Source organism: Caldalkalibacillus mannanilyticus JCM 10596 (assembly GCF_000615945.1).
Classification (GTDB): Bacteria; Bacillota; Bacilli; order Caldalkalibacillales; family JCM-10596; genus Bacillus_AT; species Bacillus_AT mannanilyticus.
The window spans coordinates 25,051-43,333 of record NZ_BAMO01000004.1 but is presented as its reverse complement, the minus strand read 5'-3'; the positions used below and the strand labels follow the sequence as shown (position 1 = coordinate 43,333).

15 protein-coding genes and 1 riboswitch are annotated in these 18,283 nt (G+C 37.6%); of the genes, 3 read left to right on the top strand and 12 right to left on the bottom strand.

Going from position 1 to position 18,283, the window contains the following annotated elements:
* Nucleotides 1–36 precede the first annotated feature (36 nt).
* A riboswitch (cobalamin riboswitch) is annotated at nt 37–230 on the bottom strand.
* Between the two features lie 116 nt (nt 231–346).
* The 5 genes from nikA to JCM10596_RS03210 all read right to left on the bottom strand — a co-directional run bounded on the left by nikA (nt 347) and on the right by JCM10596_RS03210 (nt 5,900).
* On the bottom strand, nt 347–1,897 hold the full coding sequence (gene nikA / locus JCM10596_RS03230) for a nickel ABC transporter substrate-binding protein (RefSeq protein WP_034680423.1): 1,551 nt from the start codon (nt 1,895–1,897) through the stop codon (nt 347–349).
* Nucleotides 1,898–2,046: 149 nt separating this feature from the next.
* On the bottom strand, nt 2,047–2,907 hold the full coding sequence (locus JCM10596_RS03225) for a GNAT family N-acetyltransferase (RefSeq protein WP_034680387.1): 861 nt from the start codon (nt 2,905–2,907) through the stop codon (nt 2,047–2,049).
* Nucleotides 2,908–3,017: 110 nt separating this feature from the next.
* The gene (locus tag JCM10596_RS03220) at nt 3,018–3,737 is read right to left on the bottom strand and encodes a YebC/PmpR family DNA-binding transcriptional regulator (protein ID WP_025025904.1); all 720 of its coding nucleotides are present in this window, start codon (nt 3,735–3,737) and stop codon (nt 3,018–3,020) included.
* A 66-nt stretch (nt 3,738–3,803) separates the two neighbouring features.
* On the bottom strand, nt 3,804–5,201 hold the full coding sequence (locus JCM10596_RS03215) for an alpha/beta hydrolase family protein (protein ID WP_025025903.1): 1,398 nt from the start codon (nt 5,199–5,201) through the stop codon (nt 3,804–3,806).
* 246 nt (nt 5,202–5,447) lie between these two features.
* Nucleotides 5,448–5,900, bottom strand: a complete 453-nt coding sequence (locus JCM10596_RS03210; protein WP_025025902.1) for an RrF2 family transcriptional regulator — start codon at nt 5,898–5,900, stop codon at nt 5,448–5,450.
* Between the two features lie 256 nt (nt 5,901–6,156).
* On the opposite strand from JCM10596_RS03210, the gene hmpA reads away from it, so the two are divergent.
* Nucleotides 6,157–7,377 (top strand): NO-inducible flavohemoprotein, encoded by a 1,221-nt coding sequence (gene hmpA, locus JCM10596_RS03205; RefSeq protein WP_025025901.1) that lies wholly within the window; start codon nt 6,157–6,159, stop codon nt 7,375–7,377.
* A 97-nt stretch (nt 7,378–7,474) separates the two neighbouring features.
* Here hmpA and JCM10596_RS03200 read toward each other — a convergent pair whose 3' ends face one another.
* The 6 genes from JCM10596_RS03200 to JCM10596_RS03170 all read right to left on the bottom strand — a co-directional run bounded on the left by JCM10596_RS03200 (nt 7,475) and on the right by JCM10596_RS03170 (nt 15,390).
* Nucleotides 7,475–8,200 carry a hypothetical protein gene (locus JCM10596_RS03200; protein ID WP_025025900.1) on the bottom strand — a complete coding sequence of 242 codons (726 nt, stop codon included), beginning with the start codon at nt 8,198–8,200 and terminating at the stop codon, nt 7,475–7,477.
* The gene (locus JCM10596_RS03195) at nt 8,187–8,897 is read right to left on the bottom strand and encodes a hypothetical protein (RefSeq protein ID WP_025025899.1); all 711 of its coding nucleotides are present in this window, start codon (nt 8,895–8,897) and stop codon (nt 8,187–8,189) included. The genes JCM10596_RS03200 and JCM10596_RS03195 overlap by 14 nt, the downstream gene beginning before the upstream one ends.
* Nucleotides 8,898–8,943: 46 nt before the next feature.
* Nucleotides 8,944–9,987, bottom strand: coding sequence for a diguanylate cyclase (locus JCM10596_RS03190; protein ID WP_159102300.1), 1,044 nt, complete (start codon nt 9,985–9,987; stop codon nt 8,944–8,946).
* A 204-nt stretch (nt 9,988–10,191) separates the two neighbouring features.
* Nucleotides 10,192–11,319 carry an NAD(P)/FAD-dependent oxidoreductase gene (locus tag JCM10596_RS03185; RefSeq protein WP_025025897.1) on the bottom strand — a complete coding sequence of 376 codons (1,128 nt, stop codon included), beginning with the start codon at nt 11,317–11,319 and terminating at the stop codon, nt 10,192–10,194.
* A gap of 195 nt (nt 11,320–11,514) precedes the next feature.
* Complete coding sequence (ppdK, locus tag JCM10596_RS03180) at nt 11,515–14,184, bottom strand: pyruvate, phosphate dikinase (RefSeq protein ID WP_025025896.1); 2,670 nt, start codon at nt 14,182–14,184, stop codon at nt 11,515–11,517.
* Nucleotides 14,185–14,667: 483 nt separating this feature from the next.
* Nucleotides 14,668–15,390, bottom strand: a complete 723-nt coding sequence (locus JCM10596_RS03170; protein WP_234410386.1) for a DUF1287 domain-containing protein — start codon at nt 15,388–15,390, stop codon at nt 14,668–14,670.
* Between the two features lie 220 nt (nt 15,391–15,610).
* On the opposite strand from JCM10596_RS03170, the gene JCM10596_RS03165 reads away from it, so the two are divergent.
* Complete coding sequence (locus JCM10596_RS03165; protein WP_025025893.1) at nt 15,611–16,009, top strand: MarR family winged helix-turn-helix transcriptional regulator; 399 nt, start codon at nt 15,611–15,613, stop codon at nt 16,007–16,009.
* A complete protein-coding gene (locus tag JCM10596_RS03160) occupies nt 16,009–16,350 on the top strand; it encodes a DUF3147 family protein (RefSeq protein WP_025025892.1) in 342 nt (113 codons plus the stop codon). Before JCM10596_RS03165 ends, JCM10596_RS03160 begins: the two co-directional genes overlap by 1 nt.
* Nucleotides 16,351–16,503: 153 nt before the next feature.
* On the opposite strand, the gene JCM10596_RS27430 is transcribed toward JCM10596_RS03160, so the two are convergent.
* Entirely contained in the window at nt 16,504–18,192 is a 1,689-nt protein-coding gene (locus tag JCM10596_RS27430; RefSeq protein WP_159102299.1) for a methyl-accepting chemotaxis protein, read from the bottom strand.
* Nucleotides 18,193–18,283: the final 91 nt, after the last annotated feature.

The following is an 18,283-nucleotide window of genomic DNA, read 5'->3' as shown; positions in this document are numbered from 1 at the left end:
CTGCACCGTTTCAGATTCTCATCCCCCGAAGAAATGAAACTTTCGGAAAAACAGGCAGGTCTCCTGACTTGTGCATCTATTTACTCTGAGCCTTCCCATATAAGCACCGTTTAAGTTACTTATACAGTGGTATTCTCATTTCATCCACACTTACAGTTGCGGGGACAGTTCTGGATTTTCACCAGATTCCCTATTAAGTCTAATTTGACACCCATTATTCCAAGGTTATCCATATTTAGTTGTTATTAAGCTCGTAATCACTATATGTTGTTTATATTAGCTGAAATGAGCATAGATTTCAAGAATGATTTTTGCATATTTTAATTCTACTTCAACTTTACTTGAGTTATTTTACATCTAATTTGTTTGTTAGCATGTAAATTTCTTCTGCTCCGGGTTTCCAATTGGTTACTCTATCGTTGATTCCGACTATGATATGTGGAAAGACAATATAGGAATGGAGGACTTTGTCACGCATCATATCAACCGCTTCTTTCTTTAACTTGATTCTTTGTTCCTTGTCACTTGTTTTATTAATCTCCTCAACCAGTGTGTTCAATTCTGGAAGATTGATTTGTCCAAGATTAAGTGTTCCTTCAGGTAAGAAGGCGACATTAAAGAAGTATCCGCCGTCTCCACGTGGTGCTGTTAGATTACTGTATGTAACCATATCCCATTCATCGAGATGTTCATTCAAATAACTATCCACATTTTCTACTGTCATGATTTCGAGATTGACTCCAATTCTAGCCGCTTCTGCTTGCAAATATTGAGCAATAAGAGGAAGCTCGGGACGTACTGCATAGGTAACTAATTTGAAAGACAGGACTTTCCCCTCTTTTTCCATCTTGCCAGAATTGTTTACTATGTATCCAGCCTTTTCTAACAAGCTTTTAGCGTGTTCTGGATCAAATGCGGTATATGAATCTTGGCTAGCAAAAGATAGATTTGAAGGAAAAGGACCATTTGCCGGTGTTGCATGTCCATCCATTATCGTAGAGGCAATCACAGGTCGATTGATAAGCGCATCTATTGCTTTACGGACGTTGACATCTTGCATCTCAGGTTTCTTTGAGTTGAATAGTACAAAATGGACACGTAAACTAGGGATGGATTCCCAGTGCAATTGTTCATTATTTGAGATAGATTGTAAGCTTTCTACGGGAATATGATAGGCAATATCTGCATCTTTTGCTTGTAGGGCAAGTGCACGTACATTCCCATCTGTATTAAATTTAAAAGTAGCTCTATCTAATTTAGCAGGACCATCCCAATATTGATTAAAACGCTCCACATGTACCTCGACATCTTGTGTGTAAGAGGTTACCTTAAAAGGTCCTGTCCCTATTGGGGCTTGATCAATCTTGTCTGAATCTACTTGTGCTATGGATGAATGGGTATGCACTAGCTCTGACAAAAAGGCAGGATTTGCATCTAGTGTCTTAAAAGTTATTTCTAAGCCTTCCGCTTCCATCTTCTCTATTTTCAATAAACTTTGCAATGCCTTGCTTACTTCTAAAGCACGTTCAAATGAACGCTTAACTGCCTCGGCATCCATGGTTGAACCGTCATGAAACAATACATTTTCTCGCAGCTTAAAAATCCAAGTTTTCTCATCCTCTTGTTGCCAGCTTTCAGCAAGCCATGGTTGAATTTGTAGGTTTTCATCTACTCTTACTAACGTTTCTGTAATTCCAGCGCGAACTGGAATCCATTCAAGATGTGGATCTAAACTTGCTGGTACAATCCCATACAATAGCGTAATCGATTTTTCTTTCCTTTCTGGATTGAGTGTTTCCTCTTCAGGCTGCTCGTGAGAAATCGTTTCATTTTCTGAAGTTGAGCAAGCAACGGCAATGAAATTAAATAACAAAATGATCAAAGTACTGAATAACAAGGCTTTTTTGACATAGTAATCCTCCAAAAATAGAAATAATAATTAGTATATTCTTTCCTTTGCAGGTTCACTATGACTCATTAGAGCTATTCTTGTGAAGAAATAGTGAAAGATTTGGTATTATTTACTCAAATCCCGTTTTCATCCCCTTATTGCTCAAGTACGTAGTGATCTAACAAATGTTCAACTTGAAATCCAGCTCTTACATATAAACGGATCGCCTGCTCGTTTTTAGCACTTACACAGAGCGAGATCTCATCAAGGCCTATTTGGTAAAAAAGAAAATGTAGGGCAGTTCTTACTAACGATGTTCCTGCTCCTTTCCTTCTTGCGTTTGTTGCAACGGCTATAAACTCAATGCTTCCTTCCTTACATTCACGATTTCCTTCTACATAGACATATCCTATTAAATTCCTTGCTTCAGTTAAAATAAACAATCTACGCTGATCATTGATCCGTTCTATTATATTAGGACCGTTATAATATGTGTTAGGAAAAGATGATTCATGTAGTTCAACAAAAGCATCGTAATAGTTTAATGAAAATTCCTGGATACAGTGATTTAATTCATGCTTATATACAGAATGATTGGCTTTGAGAATAGCGTGTTTATCTTTTTCCTTTGCATGAAGTTGGTTCATGAACTGTTTAGCGTATTGATGTTTTTCATTATAGAATCCGTGATAAGTGTGAACATGTATTTCTTGTTTAGCTATAGCGGCAGCCCATAGCGTATGAGCTATATCGATCCAATTTGGTTGATTTGGATCAATGAAAGGTCCCCAAATTTCTGCACTTTTTTGCTCGGTATCGATATCCAGACCTAAAGCTGCGATGATTTCGTTGTTTTCATAAATGACAGTAAAAGATGTTTCTAGATCTAGGTCAGAAAAATCATGTAGTAAGGTATTCATGATCTCTTCTTCTCTAGCCCCGCAATATCCAACATGATTCTCTTTTTTCTGATTCAACTGTGCAATGAATGTAGATAGAGAGCTCACATTAAGCATTTTACTCTCCCCTTGTATAATAAGTAGACTTCCAACAGATGGAGTCTTACCGACGATTAGAACGAGATAAAAAACAGACCTCACTAAAACATGAGGTCTGAGTTGCAAGATTATTCTCCTAAATCAACATTATGATATACTTGTTGAACATCCTCTAAGTCTTCTAAGGCATCAATTAACTTCTCAAATTGTGCCTGAGCCTCTTCGGGTAGGGTTAGATCGTTTTGTGCGAGCATGGTTAATTCTGCGACAGTGAAGTCTGTAATTCCTACATTTTTGAAGGCTTCTTGTACTGCATGGAATTGCTCTGGATCAGCATAGACAATAACACCCTCATCTTCTTCTAGGATATCACGTACATCGACATCTGCTTCCATTAAAAGCTCGAGAACCTCTTCAGCCGTCTTGCCTTCAATTCCAATCACAGCGGTTGAATCAAACATATAGGCTACAGAACCACTTACTCCCATATTTCCTCCATTTTTTGTGAAGGCTGAACGTACTTCTGCTGCTGTGCGGTTTACATTATTGGTTAGTGCATCGACTATTACCATTGAACCATTAGGGCCGAATCCTTCGTAACGGAGCTCATCATAGTTTTCTTCAACCCCACCCTTTGCCTTCTCAAGTGCTCGATCTACAATCGTTTTTGGTACACTGTAGGTTTTCGCACGTTCAAGAACCACTTTTAAAGCGCGGTTTGATTCTGGATCTGGTTCTCCCTGCTTTGCAGCAACATAAATTTCGCGTCCAAATTTAGCATAAATACGACTCGTATTTTTATCTTTTGACGCTTTTTTTTCTTTAATATTATTCCATTTACGACCCATTTGTCCCACTCGCTTTCAACTTTATATCTATAGAAAATGACTAACTCATATTATACATCAAGTGTATCATTTTTTGCGAGTGTCTAATAAAGTTGTTGTTGGATTGGTAGCTTTCACATTTTTGTTGAAAAATTCGAGCAGGATCTCGTTAATCTCATCTAATAAATGGGGGTTGCGTTCTGTCAGCAGAGGTGAGTATAGCATGATATCTGAATAACTATCGTGATCTGCTTCCTCTAAAACGACAAGCTGCCCGCCGTTCTTGAGTACACCTTGAGTTCGTTTCTTATCTTCTTCTATTAATTCGATCATGTCCTGTGGTAACTCTTCCGGAGGAACACCCGCATCAGCTTCCTCAGAACCTCTCATGAATAGAAAAGGATTATTTAAGCCGTTTTCAATGGGAGTTCCAAATAAGAACCCATCCATATTAACTCCTGCGTCAAGTTTAGCATGATGGTGCATGATTTGAGCGACTACTGCGCCACCTAAAGAGTGACCAAGCATTCCTATTCTAGATGTATCTAGTTTACCAGTCATGATATGATGAGGGTCGTTTTCAGCTAATTTGTGAATATTTTCGATAGCTAGTAAGGCATCTCCAATCCAAACCTTGATTTCTTCATCGATGTCCATATCTAAATCAATCTCTACCTGACCTTCTGACATCATTCCATCGGGAAATACTGTCGGCAGGTCCGTGTAGTATGTGTGGTCTATACTGAATACAATATAGCCGTGACTCGCCAAATTTTCTATCATACTTGAGTACATGAAATGAGATAGGCCATACCCTGGGGACATAATTAAAACAGGATACTGTTCTTCTTCATTGGAGATGGGTATATTTGTATATGAGTAATTTTTAGCCTTTTCTAATGACTGTACTAAGATTCGATCTTTTAGCGACGTTTCATTTTTTCGAATTTGCTTGATCACATCAGTTTCATAAGCATAAGGTGCTTTTACAGCGTCTTCTGTTAGCTCGGCTGGGTACCAGGCACGCACCATAATCTGACGTAGGTCGTTTGGATCTGAAGTGAATGTTTCCTTTCTTTCTGGATCAACCCAATGATAGTCTACCGTACCAACTGCATAGGGACCAGTTGGTTCCTTTAGCTTGACAATTGGGAATAAATAAAAGGTGACAAAAAATACAGCAGCAATGCTAAGAGTACCTAGGATACCGACAGTCATTCTTTTCCACATTTTAGAATTTTCACCTGAGCTTAACTGACTATATCGATAGTGTGAATAGATGTAGCTTATTGCAGTTATTGCAAACAATAAGTATGCAGGAATCATCTGAATTCTGTAGCCTTCCATTATGAAATGGAGAATCAAGACGATACCAGCTATGGGAATAAGACGAATTATTTTTGTTCTACTTACGATTGAGCCAAAAACATAGTTGTAAATCAACACTGTTGTCAATGCAAATAAAATAATCTCTAGTAATGTCATTTTATCTCTCTCCTCTTTCTTTTTGTTAAATGTTCAAGTTAAAACTCATGTTTTCTTCATGCTTAGTCAAACTTTTTTGACGGGTGGGAAATTGTGGTACGGCACTATGAATGTTCCCAACCGATCGTCATTTCTAAACCACTTTTTTAAAAAAAATAAAAACATCACCACCCATTATTATGTAGTAATGGGTGATGATGCATACAACAAAAAAGCTGCTCAGCTACGTCATCATAGCTATTGAGGTCATTTATTCTGCTCCTCTGAGAACTGGAATAGCTGTCTCAATTTGGTTTCATTTATGACTACATCAGCAAGAGTGTATTGATCTAAAACGCTAAAATAAGCTTGTAATGCATCATATAAGATATGTTTTAAGCGGCAGCTCGAACTAATAATACAAGCATTCTTATCAGAATCGAAGCATTCAGCAAGATAGAAATCTTCCTCCGTATTTCGAATGACCTGTCCTATGGAAATGTCCATTGGCTTTAAGGCAAGCCGAATTCCACCTTGCCTCCCTCTTATTGTTTCAATGTATCCTAGTTTTCCCAATCCATAGATTACTTTCATTAAATGATTCTTTGAGATGCTGTAGCTTTCTGCAATTTCTTGAATACTAACGAGACGGTTGCTTTCTTGAGCGGCTAAATAAATGAGTACTCTTAGTGAATAATCAGTATATAATGTTAAACGCATCTCCTATACCTCTTTCAATTGCTTAGGATCTTGCCTCTATTCTATCATATTTTTTGCCTCCCCAAAAAAGAAAGCAAATGATTCGTTTTGTCAATGATATTTAGCACAATTGTGACATCTTTATTAAAGATGCATTTTACATATTGCTTTCAGTGAAAAATTGGGTCTACAATAAAGTAGTATTTAAAATACCACTTTTAATATCAGTACGAGAATATCTAGTGCTGAATTTAAACAGCTTATGGAGGTTATTATTATGCTGAGCGCTCAAACGATTAAAGTGATCAAGTCAACTGTTCCAGTATTGGAAGTTCACGGTCAAGCTATTACAAAACGATTTTATGAAATGATGTTTTCGAACCACCCCGAACTCTTGAATATTTTTAATCATGCCCATCAAAAACAAGGTAGACAACAAACGGCACTTGCTAATTCGGTCTATGCAGCAGCCAAACATATTGATGAATTAGAAAAAATTCTGCCAGTAGTAAAACAAATTGGTCATAAACATCGAAGCCTTGGAGTTAAAGCGGAACACTATCCGATTGTTGGAGAACATTTATTAATGGCGATTAAGGATGTATTAGGAGATGCCGCTACAGAAGAGATTATTCAGGCTTGGGCTGAGGCTTATGGTGTTATAGCTCAAGTGTTTATTGATGTAGAAAAAGAAATGTATGAAGAAACTGAACATCAAGAAGGGGGCTGGGCTGAATTTCGTACTTTTTTTGTCGATAAGAAGGTACAAGAAAGCAAGGTAATTACTTCCTTTTATCTCAAGCCTCGGGATGGTCAGATGGTTTCTTCTTTTCTTCCTGGTCAATATATTAGTGTGAAAATCAAAGATTCTAACGATGAGTACACACACATTCGTCAATATAGTTTATCTGACTCTCCTGGTAAATCCCATTATCGTATTAGTGTAAAACGTGAGCAGGGGAAGGATCTTCCAGATGGTAAAGTATCTAATTATTTGCATGATCAAATAAATGAAGGAGATACCTTAGAGATAAGTGCCCCAGCCGGTGATTTTACATTAGATATGAGTAGTCGTTTGCCTGTTGTTCTTATAAGTGGTGGAGTGGGTATTACTCCTATGATGAGTATGTTGCAGACACTAGTAGAAAGTCAATCTGAACGCGAAGTTACATTTATTCATGCTGCGATTAATGGAGATTACCATGCTATGAGGGATGATGTGGAAAACCTGGCCGTTGATCATAAAAATGTGAAATCCTTCTTCTGTTATGAGGCACCAACGGAAAAGGATCGTGTGGATGGAAAATTCGATAAGGAGGGGTATATTGATCTTGCTTGGCTGAAGGAAATTCTACCATCAAATGAAGCAGATTTTTATTTCTGTGGTCCGCTTCCATTCATGAAAGCCATTCGTCAAGCTTTGCTTGATTGGAACGTGCCTCAAGAAAACATTCATTTTGAGTTTTTTGGACCTGCTGTCGATTTGGATCAGGCTTAACTTTCACAGCGAAACCGAAACGAAAGACGATTCGCCATAAAGGATCGAAACCCCACCTATTTTCTGATAACAGGTGGGGTTTTGATGTTAAAAAGAGTTAGTTGCTTTCAGAGATCTCTCCGATTGCTTTCATATAATCGTATCGTTGGGTGATGTCGTTCATAATTTCAGTGGTTAATTGATCTGAATGAACACCATAAATGAAATCTGAGAGATAGAATGCTGCATCTTGATTTTTTTGATTGGCAAACCGGAAGGGTAAAATGGCTCTTTTATAACCGCCATAACGAGCTAACTCAGGGAATCCCCAAACCTCTTTAATAATCTCTGCCATTCCCTCCGCTATTTGTAGCAAATTGTCCTCTGTAATGACAAGAACATAATCCGTTGTTCTCATAAAATCTCGCAGATCAACTTCTCGCGTATCGTAGGCTTGAAACTCTTCTAATATAGCAGAAGAATCTACTGTTTTTCCAAAATACTTTGTATAAAGTTCAGGATATTTAATAATAGCTAAAGTTCCAAGATAATTGTCACCGTAATGATATTTTGAACTTGAATTTGGATAGTCTTCATTTACAAACGAGTGGTATCTAAAGGTAATATCTGGATTAATAGTTGGATAAAATTCTAGAATGTCGAAGCCGTCTTCATTTTTTCCTACCACTTTTGAAAAGGTAAATTCGATACCATAGATAGACTTGAGTAAATCTTTTGTCTTATTTTGATAGGTTTCTCCTGATTTTGGCTTGCTATCCATACATCCAGCGAGAAGAAGTAACAATGAAAGACTTAAGCATACTAAGAAGTTATTCTTTTTCATCATTGCGCTTCCTTTCTTGACTCTCATACTCTCTTCTAAGCTTGCTATATACTTCATAAGAATCGTAAGGTAATTTACCAGCTAATTCAAAAGTATAATGATAGATATAAGTACTTTGTTCAAATTGAATAGGGATCACAAAACGATCTCCTAACATACCAAAGCTTGTTTTCGGCGGTTTATATTCATAAAGCTCACAAATGATGTTAAAAAGGCTTTGAGATAGAGGGATAAGATCATCTTCTGTAATATTTGCGATTAAATAAGGGTTGTCCCTTGCCTTATCATATTTAGTAAGAACACTGAATCCGACTGCCTTCATTTCAGCTATCAGATCGTCTGAAATGGCTTGACCCAAATAAGTACGATATGGTTCAGGAGAATAGGTATAGAAAATAGCTTCAATATAGTTATGACTAACATGACGTGATTTCATGATGTCACCTAATCTAGCAAAATATCCGATTTCTGCATGAAACGTTATATTTGCATTATTGACTGGTGATAGAATTAGTTTTTCGTAGCCTTGAGTATTTTCCCCTATTCGGTCTACCACTTCAAAATCTTCATTGTAGCTATAGCTTAAGTGACGAAGAATGTCTTTCTCATAGCTTTTTCCAGATTTACTCCCCTCCCCACAACCAGAAAGAAGAAAAATAAATGTAAAAATTAAGGCGATGAATGTATGTTTTTTCATGTAGGTGATGGATCTCCTTTAGTTTACATAATATTATTACGGTAGATTAATTCTCTTTTACTTTAATCTCATCTATAAACACGCTTTTATTTCGACCACTCTGCTTTGCTCGATATAGTGCACAATCTGCGCGGCTAAAAAGTGTGTTAGGACAATCCCCAGAATGGAATGAAGCGATTCCAAGACTAACCGTAATATGTTCGGACTCTATACATTGATTTCTGAAAATAGACAAACGGATTTTTTCGGCAATAATCTGGGCTTCTTTAGGCCCCGTTTCAGGCAAGATGATAGCAAATTCCTCTCCTCCCCATCGACAGCAAAGGTCCGTTTCGCGGGTATGATTCAAGATTATTTGTGCCAATAATTTCAGGATTTGATCCCCTTTTAAATGCCCATAAGTATCATTAATATGCTTAAAATGATCAATGTCACAGATAATAAGGCTAAATGTTGAAAGATAACGATTTGAACGTTTTATTTCCTGTAATAAGACATCATCAAATTTATTTCTATTAAATAAACCCGTCAGACAATCACGTACAACAACCTCCTCCAATTCGTGGTAGGCTTCTTTTAAATCCTGCGTTTTTTCAGACACTAGCCGATTGACCACCTCTGAAACAGCTTGGATTTCTTTGAGAGGATAAGATTCTTCATCCTCATGAACATTGGTTGGTAAGGAAGTATGTATGTGACAAATCACTGGTTTGCCCTCTTCAAATCCGAAAACCATCGTTTGTCTAATATCACGAAGAGTAACCTCATATCCCTGAATGTAAGGATGGAGATCAATGATAGATTGTGCAATAACCAAACCAGGTGCAGGCATATACAAATGGTGGTTCTTTATATGAAAAGGGATCGGATCGGGTACACTTTCCATATCTCTTGTATAAAACTTGATAAAATCATCTTGATTCCAAATTTTCTCGTCACGTCCAGTGCCAAAGCTAGTAATTCCTATTGCAGAAGCCATTTCACAGCACTTCTTTAAATCTCGTTCTGTTAAATAAGCATGCATAAATTGTTCAAAGACAGTTTGACACATAGCTAGTATTCTTTTCTGTTCTTCAAGATTTACTTCCAAAGCAGTTTCCTCCTCAGACATAGTACATCCTATGAGTCTAGACTCTGATGTTTAGGAAATAAAGGTGCCTCTCTATTAAATACCACGAAACTTGATTGTGGATTTAATTTAATAGCAGTGATCTTAAGTCATGCAAAATATCATTAATGACTTTACTATAGCAAATAAATCCTGAAAAATTTGATGAATTATGACACCTAGAAATTAATTTTCTTCTGTTTTTATGGCGGTATCTACTGCATAGTTTGTAAGCTCGATGTCTACTGCTTGATTTAGAGCTAGCTTAGCCAATTCAAAGCCAAGGTAAGGCCCCACTGTTAAACCTGAGGCACCTAATCCATTGGCCAACATGAGACCTTTTACCTTAGGAAGGGAACCTATCACAGGGAGAAAATCCGGTGCAACTGGGCGAAAGCCAACCCTTGTTTCAAGAAAAGTACTATCCTTTAAACCAGGTGCAACCTCCAATGCTTTATGTAAGACCTCATACATTCCTCCTGCTGTAGCTTTTGTGTCAAATCCCATCTCGTCTTCATGGGTGGCTCCGATCACAACGCGACCATGATCAAAGGTTAGGATGTACTGGTTATTGGGAGGCATGACAACAGGCCAGTGACTTGTATCCGCTTGTGGTATTTCAAGATGGATAATCTGAGCCTTTTGAGGTGTAATTAAGAAGTGAACATCTAAAGGCTGTAATAACTCTTTTACCCAAGCACCAGTGGTTACAATGACTTGATCTGCTTCTAACCTTCTCCCTTCTACCTCTACCCCGCTAACTTGATCATTATTATAGATGAGGGAAGCGCTTCCTTTTACTAGAGAAGCTCCATACCGTTGAGCTGTCTTCACTAGAGCATTTTTTAATGCTCGACCATTTACCCGCGCTCCCCCACTAACATATAAGGAACTGAACTTAGGATCTAATGGTGGGAACATCTGAGTTGTTTCCTTCGCTGATAGCCGTTTTATCGCACCTATTTCTGGAGCTTCTTCTCGTCGAAGGTTCGCCCTTTCTTCCATTTTATCTAACTTTTCTGGATCGGTGTGCAGACTGATCGCCCCAACTCGAGCATAACCAGTGTTTTCAATCCCCTCTGTTTCCAATGTTCTGATCAAAGAAGGGTAGAATTTTGCCCCGTTTTTCGCCAATTGATACCATGCTTTGTTTCGACGTTGGGTCAGCCAAGGACAAATAATTCCTGCAGCTGCATCGGTAGCCTGACCAAGGTCTTGTCGATCTACTAATGTGACCTGTGCTCCTGCTTTTGCCAAGTGATAAGCAGTAGAAGCCCCGAGTATCCCTGCGCCCACTACAATATATGTCTGCATAAAATCATAAACACCTTTCTTCCTCTGTTTCATTTGTTTATCTTACTATTTTACCCGAAAAAGTATGATATGTTCTCATTACTTTTTTAATTTCGACAATGAATAGAAAATCCCTTTTAAAGTAGAAGAGTAACATTCATCTTAAGGGAATGCTTTCATGCCTCTCTACTTAAAAGGGATTGATCTCACAATATACTAAAGCTGAGATGTTTCTGTTTTAGCTCTTCCTGATTGAAGCACCGCTTGTGCCGCGGCTAAGCGAGCAATTGGTATACGGTAGGGAGAACAGCTGACATAATCCAAGCCAGTTTCATAGCAGAAACGGATAGAGGATTTTTCACCACCATGTTCTCCACAAATTCCTAGTTTTAGATTCGGCTTCGTCTTCCTTCCTAATTCTGCTCCCATTTTCACCAATTTTCCTACACCACTTTGATCAAGGATTTCAAATGGGTTATGGTCTAGTATTTGACTATCTACATAGTAGCTTAGAAACTTCCCTTCTGCATCATCCCGACTATATCCAAACGTAGTCTGCGTTAAATCATTTGTGCCAAAAGAGAAAAAGTCAGCTTCTAAGGCAATTTCATCAGCCGTTAATGCTGCGCGTGGAACCTCGATCATCGTTCCAACTGTGTATTCTACATGCTCTTTCTCCTCCTCCATCAATCTTTGAGCAGTTTGATGTACGACTCTTTTCATGATACTTAATTCTTTGACATGCCCCACTAGAGGAATCATGATTTCTGGAAAACATTGAATCCCTTCTCTCTTTAATTGAATGACCGCTCGAAGAATGGCTTCTACTTGCATAGAGTAGATTTCTGGATAAATGATTCCTAAACGACATCCTCGATGACCAAGCATGGGATTAAACTCATGCAACGTTTGTACTTTCCTTAATAATTCTTCTAATTGCAGAAGATCAGATGGATTCTCTTTTCTTTCACGCAATAAGGTGACTTTAACCAATAAGTCCTCGACACTAGGTAAAAACTCATGCAATGGAGGATCTAAGAGACGAATCGTAACAGGTAAATCTTGCATCTCTTTAAAAATGCCATAGAAATCATTTTGCTGGATAGGTAATAATCGTTCTAAAGCCTTGAGACGCTCTGGAGTTGATTCTGCTAGGATCATTTCTTGTACAATCGGGATACGTGTGCTGTCCATGAACATATGCTCGGTTCGACAAAGACCAATTCCTTCAGCACCAAATCCTCTGGAAATCTTTGCATCTTGAGGATTGTCGGCATTGGCACGAACATGAATTTCTTTTATATCTTCAGCCCATAGTAATAAGGTTTTGAACTCGTCTGTGAACTCTGGATCAACAAGAGCAGCTTCTCCTAAAATGACTCGCCCTGTTCCACCATCGATGGTGATGATATCCCCTTCATGAATTGTATAACTGTGCACCTTAAATTGTTTAGCTTGCAGGTCTATTTTTATTTCTTCACAGCCACATATACATGATTTTCCCATACCACGAGCAACGACAGCGGCATGAGAAGTCATTCCCCCACGGCTTGTTAATATACCAGCTGAGGCAATAATTCCATGTATGTCATCCGGTGTGGTTTCTGGTCGAACTAAAATGACGCTTTCCCCTTGGTGTGCGAGTCTTTGAGCCAGATTCGCATCAAAGACTACCTTCCCTGTTGCGGCTCCTGGTGAAGCAGGTAATCCTTTCGCAATGATATTCATGTGAGCATTCTGATCTAACCCGCGATGCAGAATTTGATCTAGACTATTTGGGTCGATACGCATGATCGCTTCATCTCGTGTAATAAGTCCTTCTTGAACCATATCCACTGCAATTTTCACCGCCGCCTTAGCCGTTCGTTTTCCGTTTCTTGTTTGTAAAATATATAGAGTTCCTTTTTCTACAGTAAATTCAATGTCTTGCATATCTAAATAATGATTTTCTAGTTGTTGACAAATGTTCTGGAACTGATGATATACCTCGGGCATCTGTTCTTGAAGACGTTCAATTGGTTCAGGAGTTCTGATTCCAGCCACGACGTCTTCTCCCTGTGCGTTGATGAGGTACTCTCCATATAATGTGTTTTCACCTGTTGAGGGATTTCTGGTGAAGGCAACACCTGTTCCTGAATCATTGCCCATGTTACCAAAGACCATTAGCTGAATATTGACAGCTGTACCTAGATGTTCAGGAATCTGATGAGCTTTACGGTACACCTTAGCGCGCTGGTTATTCCAAGAATCGAATACAGCTTTAACAGCTAATTCTAGCTGATCAAATGGATTTTGAGGAAATCCCTCTCCCGTTTCTTTTATTGTAATGTTTTTATATGCTGTAATGACTCTCATCCAGTGTTCAAATGTCAGCTCCGGATCAGAGGTCACTCCTGCCTCTCTTTTTATTTCTAATAGAGCGTTGTCATATAAATAGTGTGGGATACCTAGCACTACATCACCAAACATTTGTAAGAAACGCCGGTAGCAGTCATAGGCGAAACGTTTATCATTTGTTAATTGGGCTAGCCCTTCTACCGTTTCATCATTAAGACCAAGATTCAATACAGTATCCATCATCCCGGGCATTGAGTACACGGAACCAGAGCGTACAGATACTAACAATGGATTGGATTGATCTCCAAGCTTTTTTCCAGAACGCATTTCAAGTTGATGTAAAGCCTCTTTCATTTGCTGGAGAATATCTGCCGTTAGTTGACGTTCAAACTCATAGTAGGCTTTACAAGCGTCCGTACTAACAGTAAATCCTTCGGGTACAGGTAATCCAGCACGAGTCATTTCTGCTAGATTTGCTCCTTTGCCCCCTAAAATTGTTTTCATCTGCTGATTACCTTCATCAAATAAAAAAACATATTTATTCTTCATCTGTTACACTCTCCCTCTTCCCACCACAATTATTTTTTAACATCATAATTTTATTAATATGTTATACTAATTAACCGAATTTGGCAATATAGTATATTACATTTATTTTTTTATGTGTTATGTTTGCTGTGAAAAGTATTACAGTGTAAAGAATAGTTGAAAAAAAAAGCAAGATGGAAAACAATTCGGTTTTCCATCTTGCTTTCATTTTCAGAGTTATAACACAGTATCGTTTACTGTAATATACACAAACTCGCCAGCAGATTTCATATGGTATGCTTAGTTACTCTTTATTAACATCTTCTTTACATTGCGAAAGTCTAGAGCAGCGTAGATGACGAAAAGAATAATGACATAGCTTAGAAAGTCTACCACTAAAGAATTTAGGTTTATTATCCCTAATGATCCTAATGTTTTATGCACAAAGAAACTTGAAAATATTGCGATCAGCATAAACTTAAGGTTAATAGTAGAAATAGCCATTCACCTCCTTTCTGGTTCAACCCCGCTATATCTCCAACGATAATGTCCTTTTATTGGGGTGCTGAAGGAAGTTAATTTCACTTCTGCAGCAAAGGGATGAATATTGTGAATAAAATAGGGAGTTCCGTCCTTTGCTCGTTTATCTGAAACAATTCCTACATGATGAAAGCCTTTAGCTAAAAAAACAACAATATCTCCTGGTTGCCACTCTTTTAAATTCTCGACATCACCAGGGATGAGTTCTGTTGGTAAAGAGTCAGCGAATCTTTCAAAATAGACGTATTGATTGGGTACACGTCGAAAATCAATGTTAGGATCAGGATTTCCCCCTACTCTTGGATATAGATCAATATTTTCGGCAATATCTTGATCAATGAGGTCTTTGAATGAAATTCCTGCCCCAAGAAGCCCACGCCAAACTACATCTGTGCATACACCCTCAGAATCAGGAGGATAACCCCCATCATAATAAACACTTTTATAGTTTGTTTTTTGTTCGACCTCTTTCCTAGCCGCATTGACAATATCAAGAGGATCTGGAATGCCATTATGATTGTTATCGATTGTAGAGTAGATTTGTGGAACATGAACTTTCTTGGTAAATGGGGACTCAAAATGAATCCCTATATGGTCTAAAATAATCCCCTTTTTATAGATCAGGACAGCGAATAATATAGTCACAATGACGATTGACAATGCTAGAGTTACTTTTCTCATTTTCATTGTTTCAAAAACCTCATTAGTTTGGATAAATAGAACATGACACACCTCATCTGTTAAATAAATAGTAACATAACCCTTATCTTACAATATTTTTAAGGATACTTCTATGATTTTTTCAAAGAAGTCCTCCAACTAAACTAGGATCTACAACATATTTTTGTTGAATATATATCGTTAAATAAGATATAATCTGTTTAATCGATCTATTGGAGGTGTCTTCATGATTAAAGAAATTAATCAATACTTTACTGATATTTATTTCAATCTACATCCTTCACAGGAGGAAAGTATTTCACACCAAGGTGTCCGTATTTTACAAATAGTACAAAAAAGGCAATATGTCATGATACGTGACATTGCCGAGCATTTATCGATTTCGCACAATACAGCCTCCGAACATGTGAAAAAACTAGTGGATAAGAAATGGCTGTATAAAGAGAGGTCCGAAGAAGACCAACGAAAAGTGTATTTACATTTAACAGAAGCAGGTTTAGCCGTATTAAAACAGAACACGGAATTAGATGAGGAAAAACTACAAGGTGCCCTTAGTAAATTGACCACTAGTGAAAAGCAAGAGGTAGTTAAAGCATTAGGCTTATTAAGCGAGGTTTCAAAATAATGTATCTGATCATAAAAATTATTAGTTCTGCAGTGATTATCGGTCTTGTTACTGAATTAGCCAGGCGCTTCCCCTTATACGGAGGCATTATAGCTGCCCTGCCTTTAATCAGCATACTAAGTATCATATGGTTAACCATTCAAGGGGAATCCACTCAGAGTATAACCCGCTTCACCATGGGAGTTCTAGCTGGTTTTCCGGCTACTGCTGCCATGCTGCTGGTGATTTATATTGGGATAAAATATTCTCTTCATGTATCTATTTCGATTTTATTAGGAATTGTTGTATGGGGCTTATTTTTGACCATTCAAAAATTTATAATGGGTGGATTTGTTGCATAAAAATAGGATTAGCATTTATTATTGTAGAAACATTTATAGACCACTGTCTCGAAAATGGAGTAATGCCACGATAGAATTGTAACATTGTAAAGGAAAAGCCCAATTTCTTAATTTTTCTAAGAAATTAGGCTTTTTATTAATATAAATCAAAAATTAATACTTAAATTTAGAAACGCTCTCCTCCATTTTCTTCGCTAAATCACTTAACGTTTCACTCGCGTTAGCAATTTCAGCAACAGAATCTGTTTGCTCTTGGACTGAAGCGGCAGCTTGTTCAGTACCCGCTGCATTTTCCTCAGAGATGGCAGATAGGTTTTGAATGATTTGAATCATTTCATCCTTTTTGGTTTCCATATTGCTACCTGATCGATTTAAGTCAGTAATAATTTCTTTAATTCTTTCGATGGAGTTAGCAATTCCTTCAAACTTCTCATTGGTTGTATCAACACTTGTTGTTTGAGAAGTAACAATTTCGTTCACTTCTTGAATAGTATTTACCGCATGTCCTGTTTTATCCGTTAAATCTTGGATAACCTCCGCAATTTCCTTGGTAAATTGATTAGACTGTTCTGCCAACTTACGAATTTCGCCTGCTACAACGGCAAATCCTTTTCCAGCTTCACCTGCTCTTGCAGCTTCAATAGCTGCATTAAGTGCTAATAAGTTTGTTTGCTCTGCAATGTTTCCAATCATCTGACTGGCATTCTCGATTTTTTCTGAGCTTTCATTTGTTGAAACAATGATTTCATGAACTTTTTTAGCCGCTGTATTATTAGCTTTTGTCTTTTCCACAAGATCGGAAAGAATCAGTAAGCCCTCATCCTTGATTTTGCTTACTTCATCCGCAGAAGTATTAAGCGTGCGAATATATTCTTGATTTTTCTCAATTAATTCTCCAAGATCTCCAATACTAGTGGCTCCTTGTTCAGTATCTGTTGCTTGTTCACTTGCTCCCTTAGCAATTTCTTCGATAGCTTTTGCTACTTCAATTGAAGAATAGGATGATTCTTGACTTCTTGCTTTTAGCTCTTCAGATGAAGAAGCCACTGCTTTCGAAGTGCTTCCAATGTCAGTGATAAGGGCCATGAAATTCTCTTGCATATTGTTTAAGGCAAGTGCCATCTTTCCAATTTCATCATTTCTTTCTGTATACTTTGAATCAATGAAATCAGTAAAACGTCCCTCCCCCATCTCATTACATTTATCCACGGCTAATGATAGTGGTTTAAACATTCTACTTAGAAATACAAACATAAATATAATAAATAGAATACAGCCGATAGCCACAGAAGTAATTTGTCTGAGGAGAATACTATTTGTGACTTGATTAATGTTTCCTTCAAAAATTCCTACATCCATTGCCCCATATAATTGTCCGTCAATATAGATAGGAACCATAATATCGTATGTCCAACTATTCTGTAGATCGGCAAAAAATTTAGAGGTCATAATGTTTCCGTTTTGTGCACCATCCACCGAGTAGGCGTCATCTTGATAATTTCTTCCGATTCTTTCTGCATCACTATGTGCGACTGCTGTAACTGTTTTGTCGATAACGATGGCATAAGCTACTTCTTCCTGTTCTGTCTTTTGTTCGACAAAAGATTGGAGTTCAGCAGGACTTCCATATTTGAGTAAAAATTCTGCTTGTCTGGCAATCTCATGAACCTGATTGATGCTTTTATCTAGAACCGCTTCTGAAACGTTGCTTTGGACTGTCATAATATTGATGGACGTGCTAATGGTAATGATAGCTAAAAATAAAATGAGTGTGACAGCGATAATTCGGTTTTTCAAGCTTCCTTTCCTTAAGCCTATATTTTTTTCTGGATGACTTTTCATAGCTTCACCTTCTTTATTTATATTAGAGATACTTTGACTCTCTAAATAATATCGGCTTACAAAAAGGAAGTTTACAGTTTCATTGTTCTCC